12 protein-coding genes are annotated in these 17184 nt (G+C 68.2%); 6 read left to right on the forward strand and 6 right to left on the reverse strand.

Going from position 1 to position 17184, the window contains the following annotated elements:
• Positions 1 to 115: 115 nt before the first annotated feature.
• On the reverse strand, positions 116 to 1312 hold the full coding sequence (locus tag A7G45_RS28715; protein ID WP_276554911.1) for an IS30 family transposase: 1197 nt from the start codon (positions 1310 to 1312) through the stop codon (positions 116 to 118).
• Between the two features lie 453 nt (positions 1313 to 1765).
• Positions 1766 to 2179: a F420-dependent biliverdin reductase gene (locus tag A7G45_RS28720; protein WP_260941953.1), complete on the reverse strand. Its 414-nt coding sequence runs from the start codon at positions 2177 to 2179 to the stop codon at positions 1766 to 1768.
• Between the two features lie 35 nt (positions 2180 to 2214).
• Here A7G45_RS28720 and A7G45_RS28725 point away from each other — a divergent pair, with 35 nt between their 5' ends.
• Genes A7G45_RS28725 through A7G45_RS28740 form a run of 4 tightly spaced genes read left to right on the forward strand, consistent with a single transcriptional unit; the run spans position 2215 to position 5690 of the window.
• The gene (locus A7G45_RS28725; protein ID WP_260941955.1) at positions 2215 to 2973 is read left to right on the forward strand and encodes a decaprenylphospho-beta-D-erythro-pentofuranosid-2-ulose 2-reductase; all 759 of its coding nucleotides are present in this window, start codon (positions 2215 to 2217) and stop codon (positions 2971 to 2973) included.
• Between the two features lie 31 nt (positions 2974 to 3004).
• Positions 3005 to 4186 (forward strand): precorrin-6y C5,15-methyltransferase (decarboxylating) subunit CbiE, encoded by a 1182-nt coding sequence (cbiE, locus tag A7G45_RS28730; protein ID WP_260941957.1) that lies wholly within the window; start codon positions 3005 to 3007, stop codon positions 4184 to 4186.
• Positions 4183 to 4938 carry a precorrin-4 C(11)-methyltransferase gene (gene cobM / locus A7G45_RS28735; RefSeq protein WP_260941959.1) on the forward strand — a complete coding sequence of 252 codons (756 nt, stop codon included), beginning with the start codon at positions 4183 to 4185 and terminating at the stop codon, positions 4936 to 4938. The genes cbiE and cobM overlap by 4 nt, the downstream gene beginning before the upstream one ends.
• Before the next feature lie 26 nt (positions 4939 to 4964).
• Positions 4965 to 5690 carry a cobalt-precorrin-6A reductase gene (locus tag A7G45_RS28740; RefSeq protein WP_260941961.1) on the forward strand — a complete coding sequence of 242 codons (726 nt, stop codon included), beginning with the start codon at positions 4965 to 4967 and terminating at the stop codon, positions 5688 to 5690.
• Here A7G45_RS28740 and A7G45_RS28745 read toward each other — a convergent pair.
• The 4 genes from A7G45_RS28745 to cobG are packed head-to-tail and all read right to left on the reverse strand — an operon-like array spanning position 5674 to position 10803.
• The gene (locus A7G45_RS28745) at positions 5674 to 7551 is read right to left on the reverse strand and encodes a DUF4139 domain-containing protein (protein WP_260941963.1); all 1878 of its coding nucleotides are present in this window, start codon (positions 7549 to 7551) and stop codon (positions 5674 to 5676) included. The genes A7G45_RS28740 and A7G45_RS28745 overlap by 17 nt on opposite strands.
• 28 nt (positions 7552 to 7579) lie before the next feature.
• On the reverse strand, positions 7580 to 9049 hold the full coding sequence (locus tag A7G45_RS28750; RefSeq protein ID WP_260941965.1) for a precorrin-2 C(20)-methyltransferase: 1470 nt from the start codon (positions 9047 to 9049) through the stop codon (positions 7580 to 7582).
• Positions 9046 to 9672: a precorrin-8X methylmutase gene (locus A7G45_RS28755; protein ID WP_043400912.1), complete on the reverse strand. Its 627-nt coding sequence runs from the start codon at positions 9670 to 9672 to the stop codon at positions 9046 to 9048. Before A7G45_RS28755 ends, A7G45_RS28750 begins: the two co-directional genes overlap by 4 nt.
• Positions 9673 to 9681: 9 nt before the next feature.
• Positions 9682 to 10803 (reverse strand): precorrin-3B synthase, encoded by a 1122-nt coding sequence (cobG, locus tag A7G45_RS28760; protein ID WP_260941968.1) that lies wholly within the window; start codon positions 10801 to 10803, stop codon positions 9682 to 9684.
• A gap of 442 nt (positions 10804 to 11245) precedes the next feature.
• Between cobG and A7G45_RS28765 the strand changes: the two genes are divergently transcribed.
• Both A7G45_RS28765 and cobN read left to right on the forward strand, forming a co-directional pair.
• Positions 11246 to 13597 carry a GGDEF domain-containing protein gene (locus A7G45_RS28765; protein ID WP_260941970.1) on the forward strand — a complete coding sequence of 784 codons (2352 nt, stop codon included), beginning with the start codon at positions 11246 to 11248 and terminating at the stop codon, positions 13595 to 13597.
• A 3-nt stretch (positions 13598 to 13600) separates the two neighbouring features.
• On the forward strand, positions 13601 to 17164 hold the full coding sequence (gene cobN / locus A7G45_RS28770; RefSeq protein WP_260941971.1) for a cobaltochelatase subunit CobN: 3564 nt from the start codon (positions 13601 to 13603) through the stop codon (positions 17162 to 17164).
• Positions 17165 to 17184 lie beyond the last annotated feature (20 nt).

The raw sequence follows: 17184 nt of genomic DNA on the forward strand, positions 1-17184 counted from the left end.
ATCTTATGACGAATAGTTGTCGTTCGTGTGGACGCTGGCCCGTCATGCGGTCGAGATGGACGAAATGGTCGTTGTTGCAGCGGGCGGTTTCTAGGGGTCGTCGCAACACTGCTGGTTATTGAGTCAGCAGTAGATCACGCAAGCGCTCGGCTGGGGTGTCCCAGTCGAGCGTTTTGCGTGGGCGTCCGTTGAGTTGCTGGGCGACGTGTTCGAGGTCTTCGGGTCCGAACACACTCAGGTCGCTGCCCTTGGGGAAGTACTGGCGCAGCAGGCCGTTGGTGTTCTCGTTGGTGCCGCGCTGCCACGGGCTGGCCGGGTCGCAGAAGTACACCTGCATGTCGGTGGCGGTGGTGAATCCTTTGTGGCCGGCCATCTCGGCGCCTTGGTCCCAGGTCAGCGATCCCCGCAGGTGCTCGGGCAGGGTCATCATCGTGGCGATCAGCCCGTCGCGAACCGTTTCGGCGTCATGGCTGCCGGGCAGGTGCACCAGCATCGTGTAGCGGGTCGCGCGTTCGACCAGGGTGCCGATCGCGGTCTTGTTGAGTTCACCCATGATCAGGTCGCCTTCCCAGTGCCCCGGGACGGCCCGATCCTCGATGTCGGGCCGGTCGGCGATCATGAGCATCGGGTCGACGAACCGCTGGTAGCGCTCGCCGGGTTTGCGTTGCGGTTTGCGTGTGGTGCGGCCGGACCGAAGTGCTTGAGTCACTTCCTTTTTCAGCCCACCACGGGCCTGAAAATACAGGGCTTGATAGATCGTTTCGTGGCTCACCCGCATGCTCTCGTCGTCTGGAAAGTCCTTGACCAGGCGATGCGAAATCTCCTCCGGGGACCACCGCTGATCCAGCCCCTGTTCGACCTGTTCCCGCAGCCTCTGGTTGGTGACAAGTTTGGACTCTTTTGGCCGGGACCGGGCCAATGCGGCCGCCGCATCGGCCTGATACGGCAGATACAGGCCCTCGATACTGCGCGCAGAGATCTCGCGGGACACCGTGGACTTGTGCCGGCCGATCATGTCGGCGATCGCGGTGCGGGTCAGCCCGGCGGCCAGTCCATCAGCGATCGCCAGCCGGTCCGTGAGCTGCAAATACCTGCTAGCCGACTCGTCATCAGATGTGGTTTCAGTATGGGCTGCACGGGTTTTCACCGGTCGTGTGTACCGCCTGCCGGCGATGTCATCGCTGACCGTGCCATCGGGATGCACCCGCGTGTTGCCGACTCGCCGGTCCCCGTACCGCCAACGCTGGCCTGTCTTGACATGGACCTCGACCTCGCGGGCCGCCCGCGCGACAGACCACCCTTCATCGAGCAGTTCAAAGAACCGAGCCCGTGCAGCGGACTTACCCCGCCGCTGCTGCTCGGGCTCGATCAAGCCCTGATCAACGAGCACCTGCCGAACCGTGGAATGCGCCCGCCCGACCGCTTTGGCGGCCGCGTTCACCGACCCGGTCTTGATGAACACATCGGCCACCTGAGCCGGATCAACGCCACGCATGCCCGGTCTCAGCGGACCCAGCGACTGCCCCATCGCCCGCAAGATCGCATACACCCGTGGCTCCGACAACCTCAACGCCTGCGCAGCTTCCCGCACCGACACACCCGCATCAATCAGCTTTGCTAGCTGATCATCACGCCGAACACGATCCCCTGAAAACGACACGATCGCCGCAACCCCTCACATTCATGAGTGTTGCGACGACCGCGTGAACCCGCCGCGGCAAGTGCGACCATTTGGTCGATCTCGACGGCCAGGAGGGGGGACTGACTAAACCTCGCCGCGGTCCAGCAGCTCGCTGGAGCCGAGGACGCGTTCCACCCGGACTTCGATCACCACGCGTCGGGGATTCACCCGTGGGGTGCGGTAGCGCTGGGCGTAGCGCAGTTCGGCGTCGCGGACGTCGTCGGTGTCATGGCTGACCGTCGACTTGCCTTCGAGGGACAACCACCGGGCGCCGTCGACCTGGCTCAGCACCGCGACGCCACGCTGGGCCGCGTTGAGCGCCTTCTGGGAACCGCCGGTGGTGATGACGCGCGCGATGTGGGTCTTCGGGTCGAAGGTGAAACCGACAGCCACGACGTGCGGGGAATTGTCCGACCGCAGGGTGGTCAGCATCGCCAGATGACGCTCGGTGAGGAATGCCAGCGCGTCACTGGTGAGCCGTGTCGTTTCCTTGGCCATCACGGTCAAAACTAGCGCAGGTGATAATCGCAGCCGTGAACGACACGGCGGATGCTGGCGGCGAGGTGGTCGTCATCTTCGGCGGCCGGAGCGAGATCGGCTTGGAACTGGCCATCCGGCTGGCGCCGGGCAACACGGTGGTGCTTGCAGCCCGCCGGGCCGACCAGCTGACCGACGAGGTGCAGGCGGTCAGGGCGGCGGGCGCTGCCAACGTGCAGACCTGCGAGTTCGACGCCGACGACCTGGCCTCGCACGTTGCGTTGGTGGACGCGATCGAGGCCGGGCACGGGCCGATCGGTACCGCGGTCCTCGCGTTCGGCGTCCTTGGTGACCAGGCCCGGGCCGAGGAGGACGCCGCACACGCGGTGGCCGTCGTGCACACCGACTACGTGGCCCAGGTGAACCTGCTGACGCTGCTGACGCAGCGCATGCGTGCCGCCGGGCGGGGACGCCTCGTGGTGTTCTCGTCGATCGCCGGCGCGCGGGTCCGCCGGGCGAACTACGTCTACGGGTCGGCCAAGGCGGGCCTGGACGGCTTCGCCTGCGGATTGGCCGACGCGCTGCACGGCACCGCCATCCAGCTGCTGATCGTGCGGCCGGGCTTCGTGATCGGCCGGATGACCGACGGCATGGACCCGGCGCCGATGTCGAGCACGCCCGCGCAGGTCGCTGACGCTGCCGCGACGGCGCTGCAGAGGGGCAAGTCAGCGGTGTGGGTGCCCTGGGGTATTCGGCCGCTGATCTTCGCGACGCGGTTTGTGCCGAAGGCGATCTGGCGGAAGATGCCACGGTGATGAGCGCTTGCGCGAAGAACAGAGGACTCCAGTGACAACCGGGAAAATCACCGTCGTCGGTATCGGGGCCGACGGCATGGCCGGTCTCGGTCAGACGGCGCGCAATGAACTGCTCGGCGCCAGAGTGATTTTCGGTGGACCGCGGCAGCTGGACCTGCTGGACCCGGAGGTGACCGCCGAGCGCCGGGCCTGGCCGTCGCCGCTGCTGCCGGCCCTGCCCACGTTGTTCGACGGACTGCCCGACGTGCACGTGGTGGCTTCCGGTGATCCGATGCTGCACGGCATCGGCGCCACCCTGATCCGGTTGTTCGGTCGGGATCGGGTGACGGTACTGCCGCACGTGTCGTCGGTGACCCTGGCCTGCGCGCGACTGGGATGGAGCGTGCAGAACACCGAGGTGATCAGCCTCGTCAACGCCGCGCCCCACACCGCGATGCGGCTCGGCGGCCACGCAGTCGTGCTGTCCAAGGGTGCCGACACCCCGCGGACATTGGCCCGGCTGCTCACCGAAGCTCGGCGCGGCCAATCGGAATTCACCGTCCTGGAACAACTCGGCGGGCCGGCCGAACGTGTCACCACGATGACTGCCGCGGATTGGGATGCGGCGGCCCCTGACGTCGACGCGTTGAATGTCATTGCGGTGCGGTACGTCCCCGATCTGCGGATCGGAGCGGCGTTGCCGGACACCGCTTTCGCGCACGACGGGCAGATCACCAAGCAGCACGTGCGCGCGGTGACCCTGGCCACGCTGCAGCCGCGGCCGGACCAAATCCTGTGGGACGTCGGCTCGGGTTCGGGCAGTGTGGCGATCGAATGGTGCCGGGCCTCGGGTGGTCGCGCGGTTGCCTTCGAAAGCGACGACGTGCGCCGCGCGCGGATCATCGACAACGTCACCACGTTCGGCGTGCGGGTCGATGTCCGTGGCGCGGCACCGGAGAGTTTCGCCGACGTACCCGCGCCGCACACCATCTTCATCGGTGGCGGCCTGACCCGGCCGGGCCTGTTCGACGCCTGCTTCGACGCGCTCGAATCCGGTGGAAGGCTGGTCGCCAACGCGGTTACGGTGGAGTCGGAAGCCTATGTGGTGCAACTCTATTCAAGGCTGGGCGGCGACCTGCGCCGCTTCCAGCACTATCACGGCGAACCGATCGGTGGCTTCACCGGTTGGCGCCCGGCATTGCCGGTAACCCAGTGGACGGTGGTCAAAGAATGACGGTGTACTTCATCGGCGCGGGGCCCGGTGCCGCCGATCTCATCACCGTGCGGGGGCAGCGGCTGCTGCAATCGTGCCAGGTCTGCCTGTACGCCGGTTCGATCATGCCCGACGACCTGCTGGCGGAGTGCCCGCCGAACGCTCGGGTGGTCGACACCGGTCCGCTCAACCTTGAGCAGATCATCGGCGAGCTGGCCGCCGCGCACGAAGCCGGGCTCGATGTGGCGCGTCTGCACTCCGGCGACCCGTCCATCTACAGTGCGGTCGCTGAACAGTGCCGACGGCTCGACGAACTCGGTATCGACTACGAAATCGTCCCCGGCGTACCGGCTTTCGCTGCCGCCGCCGCGGCCCTCGGGCGGGAGTTGACGGTGCCGGGCGTGGCTCAGACCATCACCTTGTCCCGGGTGGCGACGCTGTCGACGGCGATGCCCGACGGCGAGGACCTGGTGACCCTGTCCAAGCCCGGCGCCACCTTGGTGCTGCATCTGGCTGCAGCGCAGATCGACAACATCGTCCCGCAACTGCTCGAGGGCGGATACCGTCCGGAAACCCCGTGTGCGGTGGTGGCTTTCGTCAGCTGGCCGACCGAACAGGTCGTCAGGTGCACACTGGCGGAGCTGGCCGAACGCACGAAGGCGGCCGGCATCACCAAGACCGCGGTCATCTTCGTCGGAGATGTGCTGGGCGCCCAGGGTTTTGCCGACAGCTACCTGTACTCGAGTGACCGCCGCCGCGGGACGCGGCATTGATGGCACGGCCGGGGGATCGGTCGCCGATGAAGCTCCTGTTGCTGGGTGGGACTTCCGAAGCGCGGGCGCTGGCCAAACGACTGCACCCCGACATCGACCTGATCAGCTCCCTGGCCGGCCGCGTCCCCGACCCGGCGCTGCCGGTGGGTCCGGTGCGGATCGGTGGTTTTGGTGGCGTCGACGGCCTGCGAACGTATCTGCAGGACAACGAGATCACCGCGGTCGTCGACGCCACCCACCCGTTCGCCGCCACCATCACCGCCACGGCCGCACAGGTCTGTGCGGGCTTGGGGCTGCCGCACCTGGTCTTGGCCCGGCCGGCGTGGCCGCACGGCGACGCCATCGTCGTCGCCGACGACCGGCAGGCCGCGCAGACCGTCAAAGACCGTGGCTACCAACGGGTCTTCCTCACTACGGGACGGTCCGGCACGACGGCGTTCCGCGAGTCAGACGCCTGGTTCCTGATCCGTGCCGTCACGCCGCCCGACGCCGAGACGCTGCCACCCGATCACGAAATCCTGCTCTCCCGTGGCCCGTACGGCTACGACAACGAGCTGGCCTTGCTGGTTGACCACCGGATCGATGCTCTGGTGACCAAGAACAGCGGCGGTGGCATGACGCGCGCCAAGTTGGATGCTGCTGCGGCGCTGAACATTCCGGTGCTCATGGTGGATCGGCCGGGGCTGCCCGACGGCGTGACGACGGCCGCCACCGTCGACGAGGCCGAAGCCTGGGTCAGGGAGCGCCGATGAGCCGCTGCAGTTCGTCCCACGCCGCCCGCCGTTGTGCCTCCGCATCGTCGCGGAGCTGACGGACCTGTTCGCCGTGCGCGGTGCTGCGGTCCCGCAGGGCCTCCAGGTCGACGATGAGTCGGCGCCGTAGTTCACCTTCGGGTCCGTCGCTGCCGAGTACGTTGAGCTGCTCCGAGATTCGGCTCTGTGCCTCGTAGTCACCCGAGCGCGCCGCCTGGACTTGCTCGGCTTCGGATTCCAGCCACTCGGCAGCCGCCCACCGGTCCAAGACACCGCCGAGCGCAGTGATGGTGGTCGCGTCGAGTGACCGGTCGGCGAGCCACTCTTCGAGTTGACCCGGCGCGAGATGTTCGTAGGCGATCTCGCTGGACAGGGGCCAGCTTTCCAGCACCGTCGCTTCAACCGCCTGGTGGCCCGCCGCGGTGACCGTGATGCGGTGGTTGGTCCCGTCGTCGGCGATCGCGGTGACGTTGTTCCGCGGTTCGACGCTACGACCCTGAACACGGGCGATTTCGAAGATCACCTCGACAGGTTCGGCATGGTTGTTCTCGACCCGCAGGGTGTGCAGCCGCTCGCGGCGCTGCTCGTGCACCAGGGCGGCGCGGGCGAGCCGGACCCGGGCCGTGACGTCGCTGACGGCCGAGGTATGCCGGCAGCGCACCGCAAGGTCTTTCGCGAACGGCAGCCGCACCTTCGCGTCACGGGCGGTGAAGGGCACCATCGCTTCACCGGCATAGGCGTCCTGCTCGTAGATGACGGCGGGACCTTCCTCGAGCACGATGCCCGCGGTATTGGTGAAGGCGAGCACGATCTCGGGGGAGCCGTCGTGGCCGTGCCACACCAACTCGCGCCGGACACCGTCGACGGCCTGTACCGCCAACGGAATCATCGACGCGCCGCCGCGCTTGAGCGACACCGGGGTGCTCAGCCGGTATTCAAAATACTCACCGCGGTCAGCGGTTTCGACATCGTCGACGGCATCGGCATAGGCATATCCCGCTCCGGCGGGCGCCGGCATACCCGCCAGCATCGGCATGGCCTCCGCAGACCGAGTCTTCGCCGCCGCGGGTACAGGCACCGGAGCTGCGCCGCGGCGGCTCTCCTCGACGACCTCCCGATGAACGTGCTTGCCCTGGTACAGGTCGATATCGAAGGAGACCGGTTCGCCGGTGGTCAGGGTCAGCGCGATGTCGGTGAGGTCCTCGTCGACCGGGTTGTGCACGATGCCCATCGCGGTCAGCACCAGACTGTCACCGTCGCGCACCAGCCGGTACGACAGCCGCCACAGCGGAGCCGGCACCACATAGGACACCTGGACGGTCCCGCTGCCTCGAACCTGTACGCCCAGTTGGCAATGCTGGCCCGCGGTCAGCGCACGGGAGCGGTCCAGGAGGTAGTCGAGGTTGTCGCGCGAAGGGTCCTCCGTCAGCGTCACGGCACCGATGTGGGCCAGTTCGATCAGGCTGACCGACCCGGCGTCGGTGCGCAGGACCAGCACCTGCCGGTACTTTGCGGATTCATCGACGCCGATCACCTCGCCCCGGTGCTGGGTGCCGTCGCAGTCGACTTCGACTGTGCGGCCCCGCAGCCCGTCGAACAGTCCGCGTAGCGCGTTGCCGGAGTCGATCAGCATCCCGCGGTCGCCCAGTTGGGTGTGCGGGTCGGTCGGGGTGTCGAACGAGACCGCTCCGACGGCCAGCTCGGTGCCAGTGCCGGTGATCGACAGCGACTTCAGTACGTCCTTCATCTGGGCGTGGCGGAATGTCAGTGCGAAATCACCGTCGACCGGACCGCTGCGTTCGACCAGCGCCATGCCGTGCTTGTACATGACCAGGCGATTGACTCGAGGGCTTTCGCTCATGTACGGAAACCCTAGTGGCCCAATCGAATCAGTGTGGGTAATACCGCGGGGTGAACACCCGGTCGCCGTCGGCGGTGGTGTGCCACACCGTCTGTGACGACCCGATGATCAGCATGCAGCGCATGTCGATCTCGGCCGGGTTGAGTTCGGCCAGGCGCACCACCCGCACGGATTCGTTCGGTCCGGCGACGTCACGGCCGATGACGACGGGGGTGTTGGGGTCGCGGTATTCCAGCAGCAGGTCCTGCATGGCGGCCACCTGCCAGGTGCGGGTCTTCGACGCCGGGTTGTAGATGGCCAGCACCAGATCGGCGCGGGCGGCGGCGGTGAGCCGTTCGGCGATGATGTCCCACGGCTTGAGGCGGTCGGACAGTGAGATCACCGCGTAGTCATGGCCGAGCGGCGCACCGACCCGGCTGGCGACGGCCTGCGCGGCGGTCATCGCCGGGATCACCCGGACCTCGACGCCCGGCCACTGCCGGGCCTCTTCGAGTACCGCGGTCGCCATCGCGAACACCCCGGGGTCGCCGGACGACACCACGGCGACGGTCCGGCCCTGCTGGGCCAGCTTGCACGCCAGCTCGGCGCGCGCACGCTCGTCGGTGTTGTCGCTCGGGTGGCGCTGCTGGCCGGGACGATCCGGCACGCGGTCCAGGTACGGCCCGTAGCCGATCAGATCGGTGGCCGCTGCCAGCTCGCGACGGGTCTGGGCCGTCGTCCACTCCGGGTCGCCCGGCCCCAGACCGACCACCACGACGCTGCCGACCGGGGCTTCGGTACGACGAGAACCCGGCAGGATGGCGATCGAGAAGTACGGCACCGTCGCGGCGTCGACGTCGGCGGCCGGCAGCACCCGCTGTGCTTCGGTGCTCGCACGCTCCACATAGAACGCTTCGTCCAGCCGTCCGGCCGACGAAAGCGCCTGCCGCACAGCTGGATACGACCGGCCCAGCTTCATCACGACGGCGGCGTCGGTGTCGGCCAGCCGGCGCTGCAGCTCGCCCGCAGGCAGGGTGCCGGGCAGGATGGTGAGGACCTGTTCGCCCTGGACCAGCGGCGTCGAGATCGCGGCCGACGCGGCGCTGACGGACGTCACGCCCGGCACGATCACCGCGTGGAACCGTTCGGTCAGCCGGGTGTGCATGTGCATGTAGGAGCTGTAGAACAGCGGATCGCCCTCGGCGAGCAGCGCGACGTTGCGGCCGGCCGCCAGGTGGGTGGCGATGCGTTCGGCGGCCTCGGCGTAGAAGTCTTCGATCGCGCCGTCGTACCCGCCCGGGTGCGACGTGGTCTCGGTCGTCACCGGGTAGACGAGGTGCTCCTCGATCTGGCCGGGACGCAGATACGGTTCGGCGATGCGCCGCGCGATGCTGTGGCCGTGCCGCGCGCTGTGGTACGCGACCACATCGGCCTCGCCGATCAGCCGGGCGGCCTTGACCGTCACCAGTTCCGGGTCGCCTGGGCCGAGGCCGACACCGTAGAGGGTTCCCGTTGTCATTCGGTTTCACTCGCAATCGCGTTCACCGCGGCGGCGGCCATTGCACTACCGCCACGCCGCCCCGTCACCACCAGATAGTCCATGCCGCGCGGCCGCGCGATCAGTTCGTCCTTCGACTGCGCCGAGCCGACGAAGCCCACCGGGCCGCCCAGCACCGCGGCAGGCACGGGCGCGCCCTCGTCCAGCAACTCCAGCAGCCGGAACAGGGCGGTCGGCGCATTGCCGATGGCCAGCACGGCACCGCCGAGTCGGTCGGCCCACAGGTCGACGGCCGCCGCCGAGCGGGTGCTGCCCAGCTTCGCGGCCATGGCGGGCGCGCCTGGATCGGCGACCAGCGACACCACCTCGTTGTCGGCGGGCAGCCGCGAGCGGGTGATGCCCGCCGCCACCATCGACGAGTCACACAGGATCGGGGCGCCGGCCGCCAGGGCCGCATAGGTGCGGGCTACCACGTCGTCGGTGTAGGCGACGTGCTCGGTGACGTCGACCTGGCCGCAGGTGTGGATCAGGCGTACGACGACGCGTGAGACGTCGTCGGGAAATCGCGCCAGATCCGCCTCGGCGCGGATCGTCGCGAACGACTGCCGGTAGATCTCCGCAGCGTCGCGGACGTAGTCGAGCACCCGATAACCCTACGGGTGGCGTGGTTCGTACCCCGAGTTGGTCGCCACCAGCACCTCGCCGATGGTCGGGCTGCCGCACGCGCGCTCGCAGCCGACGAAATGCCGGCGGCCACCGGGCTCGCCCGCTGCCGCGGCCGCTGCGGCGTCACTGCGGACGTCGGCCAGTGACTTGGCGCACCCCGGACTCCCGGTGCAGGCACTGATCGACAGCCAGGCGGAGTGCGCGTCGAAAATCAGACCCATCGGCGCCAGCACCCGCAGGGCAGTGTCGGCGACGCCCTCTTCGAGGTCACAGATGAGTAACGAGCGCCATGGCGTGACCACGATCGGGGCGGTGATGGCTGCCACAAACTCTGCGGTACGGGCCTGCAGCACACCCAGCGGGGCGGCCGCGCCCAACGTGATCCGGCCGTCGTCCTGGGTGATCCAGCCGACCGGCGGCGCGTCGATCGGTGGCCACGTCGCACCTGACGGCTCGGTGGGCCGCAGTCCGGCGCCGGCCAGAAGCTCATCGGCATTGTCCAGTTCGCTTGTCCGCCAGCGGTTCCCGCGAATATTCAGGAACGAGGTGGCCAGGTCCAGCAGGGTGTCTGCGGCCTCTGACGCTGCGATCCGAACCCCGGTGTCACGGCCCGCCACCAGCACGGCGGCGGTGTCGGGGGAAGCCAGATGGGTGCTCACGTCGGGGGCCAGGCCAGAGATGTCGCCGCGGCCGTCGTCGACCCCGAACCAGAACCGGCCAGGCAATTCGGCCAGGTCAGGGCGTTTTTGCAGGCCGGAATCAAGGTCGCGCACGACGTCGCGGATGTCGCCAAGGCCGCCACTGCGGCCCGACAGCGGCGACGCCACGATGTTCCGGACGCGTTCGTGGGTGGCCGAGGGCAGCAGGCCCGCCGAATCGACCGCTGCCGCGAGCCCCGCCTCGTCGTGGATCCCGCGCACCTGGATGTTGCCGCGCGAGGTCAGTTCCATTGCCGGCGAACCGAATTCGGCGGCGGCGTGGGCCAGCGCCTCCAGTTGCGCAGCGGTGATCATGCCGCCGGCCAGGCGGATGCGGGCCAGGCCGCCGTCAGCCGCCTGGTGCACCTGCAGGGCACCCGGGCAGGCGTCGTCGTCACGCGTCCGAATCACCTTGTCTACGTTACGTTGTAACGCAAATTGTGAAATAGGTCACTGCCGTTTCCGGCCTGTTCCGTGGCTTACAAGTCCCTTGTTTTCAGTGCATCCGCCCGTACCGTGGGAGACGAACTTCCGTTTGCTACACCGCATTCGGATGACCTAAGGAGGGACGCAATGTCCGATTTCGCTTTGTACGTTGGTGGCGTCTTCGCTCTGATCGTGGCCGCCGGCCTGCCGTACCAGGGCAAGACCTGGTACTCGCGCTGGAGTGCCAACGAGCGCTGATCCCAGCTGCTTCAAGTAAGTAAGACTGCCAACGGGGCGGGTTGCCGAGCAACCCGCCCCGTTGCGCATTTCGCGCCATGCCGTGACGCATCAACCGGGTCCGTATGCTGCGCATCCCACGTAGGCTGCACCGGGCAAGGTTGGCATCGCGTTGTGGGAGGGGCCTTCCATGTGGTCGACGATGATCAACGGGGTCCGGTTCGGCGAGCCACTCGAGTCCGAATTCCAACTGAGCTTCAGTCAGATCGGCCGTAAGTCCCGCCACGAGATGTGGGCCGTCCTGCTGATCGCGATCACGGCCGCCATCGTTTTTCACCACACCTTGTTGCGAGTGCCGCCGGAAGTCCTGCCGCTGGGCCGCACCCTGCTTGTGGCGGTGGTGCTACCGATGGTGCTGCGCTGGCTCAGCGGCGACCACAGTCCACTCCAGGGCTGGTCGTCGCTCCTCTACATCGCGTCGGTGTACATCGACGTCGCATGTCTGATGCTGCTGCGCGTTGCCTGCATCCGTCATGGTCTCGACGTCGTGCCGCTGGCAATGCCGGTGGCGATCCTGATGAGCCTCATCGTCGTGCAGATCCGCTTTCTGCTCCTGGCGCCGGCGATTCTGGCCGGACTGGTTGGGATCGTCGTCACGGAGCTCACGGCATTCCAAGCCACCAGCAATGCGATGTTCGACGTGGTGGCATTGAGCGCGATGGTCACCGTGGCACTCAGCGCCGCCTACGAACTCGAACGATCGACACGGATCGGGTGGCTGCGTGCGCGCACCCTGGCCCGACTCACCCGCACTGATCCGCTGACCGGCGTGCCGAACCGCCGATACTTCGACGAACAGCTCCGGGAGCTGGCCCGGGTCGCCCAACGGCATCGCCGGAGCTTGGCCGTGATGGTGCTCGACATCGATGACTTCAAGATGTTCAACGACCGCCACGGTCACCCGGCCGGTGACGATTGCCTGCGCCGGGTGGGCTCGTACCTGGTTCAGGTAGCCGGCGATGAGGACGAATTCTGTGCCCGCCTCGGTGGCGAAGAGTTCGTCGTGGTCTGGTGCGCCACCGAGGACGCCGCGATCATCAGCCGCGCCGAGGCCATCCGGTCAGGTATCGCCCAGCTCGCGATAGCCCACGGCGTGGATGGCAGCGTGGTGACCGCGTCCGCCGGCCTGGCCTGCGACCCGATGCCCGACCCGAGCAGCATCACGGCAACAGCGCTGCTGCAACAGGCGGATTCGGCGCTCTACCGGGCCAAACGTGACGGCCGGGATCGACTTGTCGTCGCTGACGCCGAGCTGGCCGTTGTCAGCAGCCGTCGCCGGGCCCCCGGCGACCGTCGGCCGTCGACCCCGGCCGAATCGGTACCGGCAGGCGTGCTGCAACCAGCCCCGCTGACGCACGCTCAAGAGGTCGAGTTCCGGAAGGTGTACGACCGGCAGGGGCGCATTTCGCGGGCGGCCATCATGCTCGGTCTGGATGCGGTCTGCATCGCGATGCTGTCGTCCTACAAGAGCGTGCTGAAGATGCCGCCGGAATCACAGGCCCTCGGTGTGCACACGCTGGTGTACGGCATCATGCCGGTCGCGACACTCGCGGCGCTGACCGCTCTGGTGCCGCGGCTCCATCGGTTCTCGGCGCCCATGTTCGTCGCTGCCGTCGGCGTCATCACCAGCGCGCAGATGTACGAGCGGGTCATCCAGCTACCGCAAGGCTATGACGTCGTTCCCTACCTGATGCCGATCGCGGTGCTGCTGAGTATGTGCGTCGTGAAGATCCGGTTCCGGGTGCTGTGGCCGTCTGTGCTGGTCATCCTGCTGTGGATTTCGGCCCTCGAGCTGTGGGTGTTCCCATGGAACAGCAACCGGCTGTTGACGGTGGCCACGTCGATCTTCATGGTGGCGGTCACCGCCCGGTTCTCGTACTCCTTGGAACGATCGGTGCGGCTGGCCTGGCTGGAAGAACGGCAGCTGGACGAGCTGACCCGGGTCGATCCGCTGACCGGCCTCGCCAACCGGCGTTCTTTCGACGAGGCACTCGAGGACCTCGAGGATTCTCGCGAGATTCGGTATGCGGCGGTGATGATGCTCGACGTCGACGATTTCAAAGGGTTCAACGACCGCTACGGCCATCCGGTCGGCGACGACGCGCTGCGCGCCATCGGCGACTACCTGCGGCGGGCGACCGCCGGTCAGGACGCGGTGGTGGCCCGAGTCGGAGGTGAGGAGTTCGCGGCGTTGTGGCGCGGCCCCGACAGCAGTGACGGCACGGCCAAGCGGCGAGCCGAATCGCTGCGCATCGGTATCGCCGCGCTGGGGCCGATTGCGGGCACGCCGACGACGCTGACCGCGTCGGCCGGGTTCGCCGAAGTGTCGCGATCGGACAGCGCCGCGACCGGGTATGCCAGGGATCTGGTGGAGCGCGCCGACCGGGCCGTCTACACAGCCAAAGCCTGCGGCCGAAACCAGCTGGTCGAGTTCTCGTCAGGCACCGCGGATCAGCCGACATCGGTGGTGCGGTACGAATAGTCAGTGCCGACCGTACTGCTGCTCTCGACGTCCGACACCGATCTGATCACCGCCCGCGCCAGCGGGGGGCAGTACCGATGGGCCAATCCGTCCCGGCTGATCGCCGGGGAACTGCAGGACCTGCTGGCCGGCGCGGACCTGGCGGTCGTTCGGGTACTGGGTGGCTATCGCACCTGGCAGGACGACATCGACGCCGTCGTCGCCAGCGGGGTCCCCACTGTGGTGCTGTCGGGGGAGCAGGCGCCCGACGCCGACCTGATGAGCCACTCGACCGTCCCGGCGGGCGTCGCCCTTCAGGCGCACATCTATCTGGCGCAGGGCGGCACCGAGAATCTGCGCAATCTGCACGCCTTCCTTTCTGACACCGTCCTGATGACCGGCTTCGGTTTCGGTGAGCCCGTATCGGCTCCGAGCTGGGGGCTGCTGCAGCGCTCGTCGGATGCTGAGGGTCCGACGGTCGCGGTGCTCTACTACCGGGCCCAGCAGCTGGCCGGAAACACCGCGTACATCGATGCGCTGTGTGGGGCCATCGAGCAGGCCGGCGGCCGTCCGCTGCCGATCTTCTGTGCCTCGCTGCGTACCGCTGAACCCGAGCTCATTGAGCTGCTGGGGACTGCTGACGCACTGATCACGACGGTGCTGGCGGCCGGCGGCGCGACCCCGGCCACCGCGAGCGCAGGCGGCGATGACGACAACTGGAACGTCGCGCACCTGGCGGCCCTCGACATCCCGATCCTGCAGGGCCTGTGCCTCACCAGCTCGCGCGCGCAATGGGACGAGAACGACGACGGGCTGACGCCGCTGGACGTCGCATCGCAGGTGGCGGTGCCGGAGTTCGACGGCCGCATCATCACCGTCCCGTTCTCGTTCAAGGAGATCGACAGCGAGGGCCTGATCTCGTACGTCGCCGACCCCGAGCGCTGCGAGCGGGTGGCCCGACTCGCCGTCCGGCACGCCCGGCTGAAGTACATCGAGCCGGCCGACAAGCGCGTCGCGCTGGTGTTCTCCGCCTACCCGACCAAGCACGCCCGCATCGGCAACGCCGTCGGCCTCGACACCCCGGCCAGCGCCGTCGCGCTGTTGCGCGCCATGCGAGAGGCCGGCTACCGCATCGGTGACGTCCCTGGCGTCGACGCCGAAGATGGTGACGCCCTCATCCACGCCATGATCGAGCGCGGCGGTCAGGACCCCGACTGGCTCAGCACCGAAGCGCTCGAAGCCAACCCTGTCCGGGTGTCCGCAAAGGACTACCGGGCCTGGTTCGCGACCCTGCCGGCCGAGCTCACCGACGCCGTCACCGAGCACTGGGGCGCGGCGCCGGGCGAGCTGTTCGTCGACCGCAGCAACGACCCGGACGGCGAAATCGTCATTGCCGCAATGGTTTCCGACAACATCGTGCTGATCGTCCAGCCGCCGCGTGGCTTCGGCGAGAACTCCGTCGCGATCTACCACGACCCGGACCTGCCGCCGAGCCACCACTACCTGGCCGCCTACCACTGGATCAACAGGCACTTCGGCGCCGACGTGATGGTCCACCTGGGCAAGCACGGCAACCTGGAATGGCTGCCCGGCAAGACCCTCGGCATGTCCGCGGCGTGCGGCACCGACGCCGCGCTCGGCGACCTGCCGCTGGTGTACCCGTTCCTGGTCAACGATCCCGGTGAGGGCACGCAGGCCAAGCGCCGGGCACACGCGGTGCTGGTCGACCACCTGATCCCGCCGATGGCCCGCGCCGAGACCTACGGCGACATCGCCCGTCTCGAGCAGCTGCTCGACGAGCACTCCAACATCTCGGCGCTGGACCCCGGCAAGCTGCCGGCCATCCGCCAGCAGATCTGGACGCTGATGCGCGCCGCCAAGATGGACCACGACCTGGGGCTGGAGGACCGGCCGGACGAGGACGTGTTCGACGACATGCTGCTGCACGTCGACGGCTGGCTGTGCGAGATCAAGGACGTCCAGATCCGCGATGGCCTGCACATCCTGGGCCAGGCACCGACCGGCGAGGCCGAACTGGACCTCGTGCTCGCCATCCTGCGGGCGCGCCAGCTGTTCGGCGGCGAGCAGTCGGTGCCGGGGCTGCGCGAGGCGCTGGGCCTGGCCGAGGACGGTTCTGCTGCACGCGAAGCCGTCGACACCGCGGAGAGTCAGGCCCGGGAGCTGGTCGCGGCACTGCAGGCGTCCGGCTGGGACGCCGCCGCCGTCGATGGCATCACCGACAACGCTGAAGTCGCCAAGGTGCTGCGGTTCGCCGCCACCGAGGTGGTGCCGCGGCTGCGTGGCACCGACCGCGAGATCGATCAGATCCTGCACGCGCTCGGCGGCGGGTTCATCGAGGCCGGGCCGTCGGGCTCCCCGCTGCGCGGGTTGGTGAACGTGCTGCCCACGGGCCGCAACTTCTACTCCGTCGACCCCAAGGCCGTGCCGTCGAAGCTGGCGTGGGAAACCGGTGTGGCGATGGCGGATTCGCTGCTGGAGCGCTACCGCACCGACTATGGCCGGTGGCCTGAGTCCGTCGGGCTCTCGGTGTGGGGCACGTCGGCCATGCGCACCGCGGGCGACGACATCGCCGAAGTGCTTGCGCTGCTGGGTGTTCGGCCCATCTGGGACGACGCGTCGCGCCGCGTGGTCGGGCTGGAGCCCATCGCGCTGGCCGAACTCGGCCGTCCCCGCATCGACGTCACCGTCCGCATCTCCGGCTTCTTCCGCGATGCCTTCCCGCACGTGGTGACCATGCTCGACGACGCCGTCCAACTTGTCGCGGGCCTGGACGAAGCTGCCGAGGACAACTACGTACGCGCCCACTCGCAGGTCGACGTCGCCGATCACGGCGACCAAAGGCGCGCCACCACAAGGATTTTCGGCTCCAAGCCGGGAACCTACGGCGCCGGGCTGCTGCAGCTCATCGATAGCCGCAACTGGCGCGACGACGCCGACCTGGCCCAGGTGTACACCGCGTGGGGCGGCTTCGCCTACGGCCGCGGCCTCGACGGCGCCCCGGCGACCGACGACATGAACCGGGCCTACCGGCGAATCTCGGTGGCGGCCAAGAACACCGACACCCGCGAGCACGACATCGCCGACTCCGACGACTACTTCCAGTACCACGGCGGCATGGTCGCCACGGTGCGCGCGTTGACCGGCAAGGACCCCGCCGCGTACATCGGCGACAACACCCGGCCCGACGCGGTGCGTACCCGCACGCTGTCGGAGGAGACGACACGCGTGTTCCGCGCCCGGGTCGTCAACCCGCGCTGGATGACCGCCATGCGCCGGCACGGCTACAAGGGCGCCTTCGAGATGGCGGCCACCGTCGACTACCTGTTCGGGTACGACGCCACCGCGGGCGTCATGGCGGACTGGATGTACGAACAGCTGACGCAGAGCTACGTGCTGGACCCGGAGAACCGCAAGTTCATGTCCGAGTCCAACCCATGGGCGCTGCACGGCATGGCCGAGCGCCTGCTGGAGGCGGCGGGCCGCGGCATGTGGGCCGCGCCGGAGTCCGAGACCCTGGACGGACTCAAGCAGGTGCTGCTCGAGACCGAGGGGGAGTTGGAGGGGTAGCTGCAAGCCCCTTGGCCGGG

This window comes from Mycolicibacterium llatzerense, assembly GCF_025331195.1.
GTDB classification, from domain to species: Bacteria; Actinomycetota; Actinomycetes; order Mycobacteriales; family Mycobacteriaceae; genus Mycobacterium; species Mycobacterium llatzerense.

Bases quoted from the DNA above. Each gene is read 5' to 3' on its own strand.
- A7G45_RS28720 (WP_260941953.1), bottom strand. From the start codon at position 2,179: ATGGCCAAGGAAACGACACGGCTCACCAGTGACGCGCTGGCATTCCTC.
- cobM (WP_260941959.1), top strand. From the start codon at position 4,183: ATGACGGTGTACTTCATCGGCGCGGGGCCCGGTGCCGCCGATCTCATC.
- A7G45_RS28740 (WP_260941961.1), top strand. From the start codon at position 4,965: ATGAAGCTCCTGTTGCTGGGTGGGACTTCCGAAGCGCGGGCGCTGGCC.
- A7G45_RS28745 (WP_260941963.1), bottom strand. From the start codon at position 7,551: ATGAGCGAAAGCCCTCGAGTCAATCGCCTGGTCATGTACAAGCACGGC.
- A7G45_RS28750 (WP_260941965.1), bottom strand. From the start codon at position 9,049: ATGACAACGGGAACCCTCTACGGTGTCGGCCTCGGCCCAGGCGACCCG.
- A7G45_RS28765 (WP_260941970.1), top strand. From the start codon at position 11,246: ATGTGGTCGACGATGATCAACGGGGTCCGGTTCGGCGAGCCACTCGAG.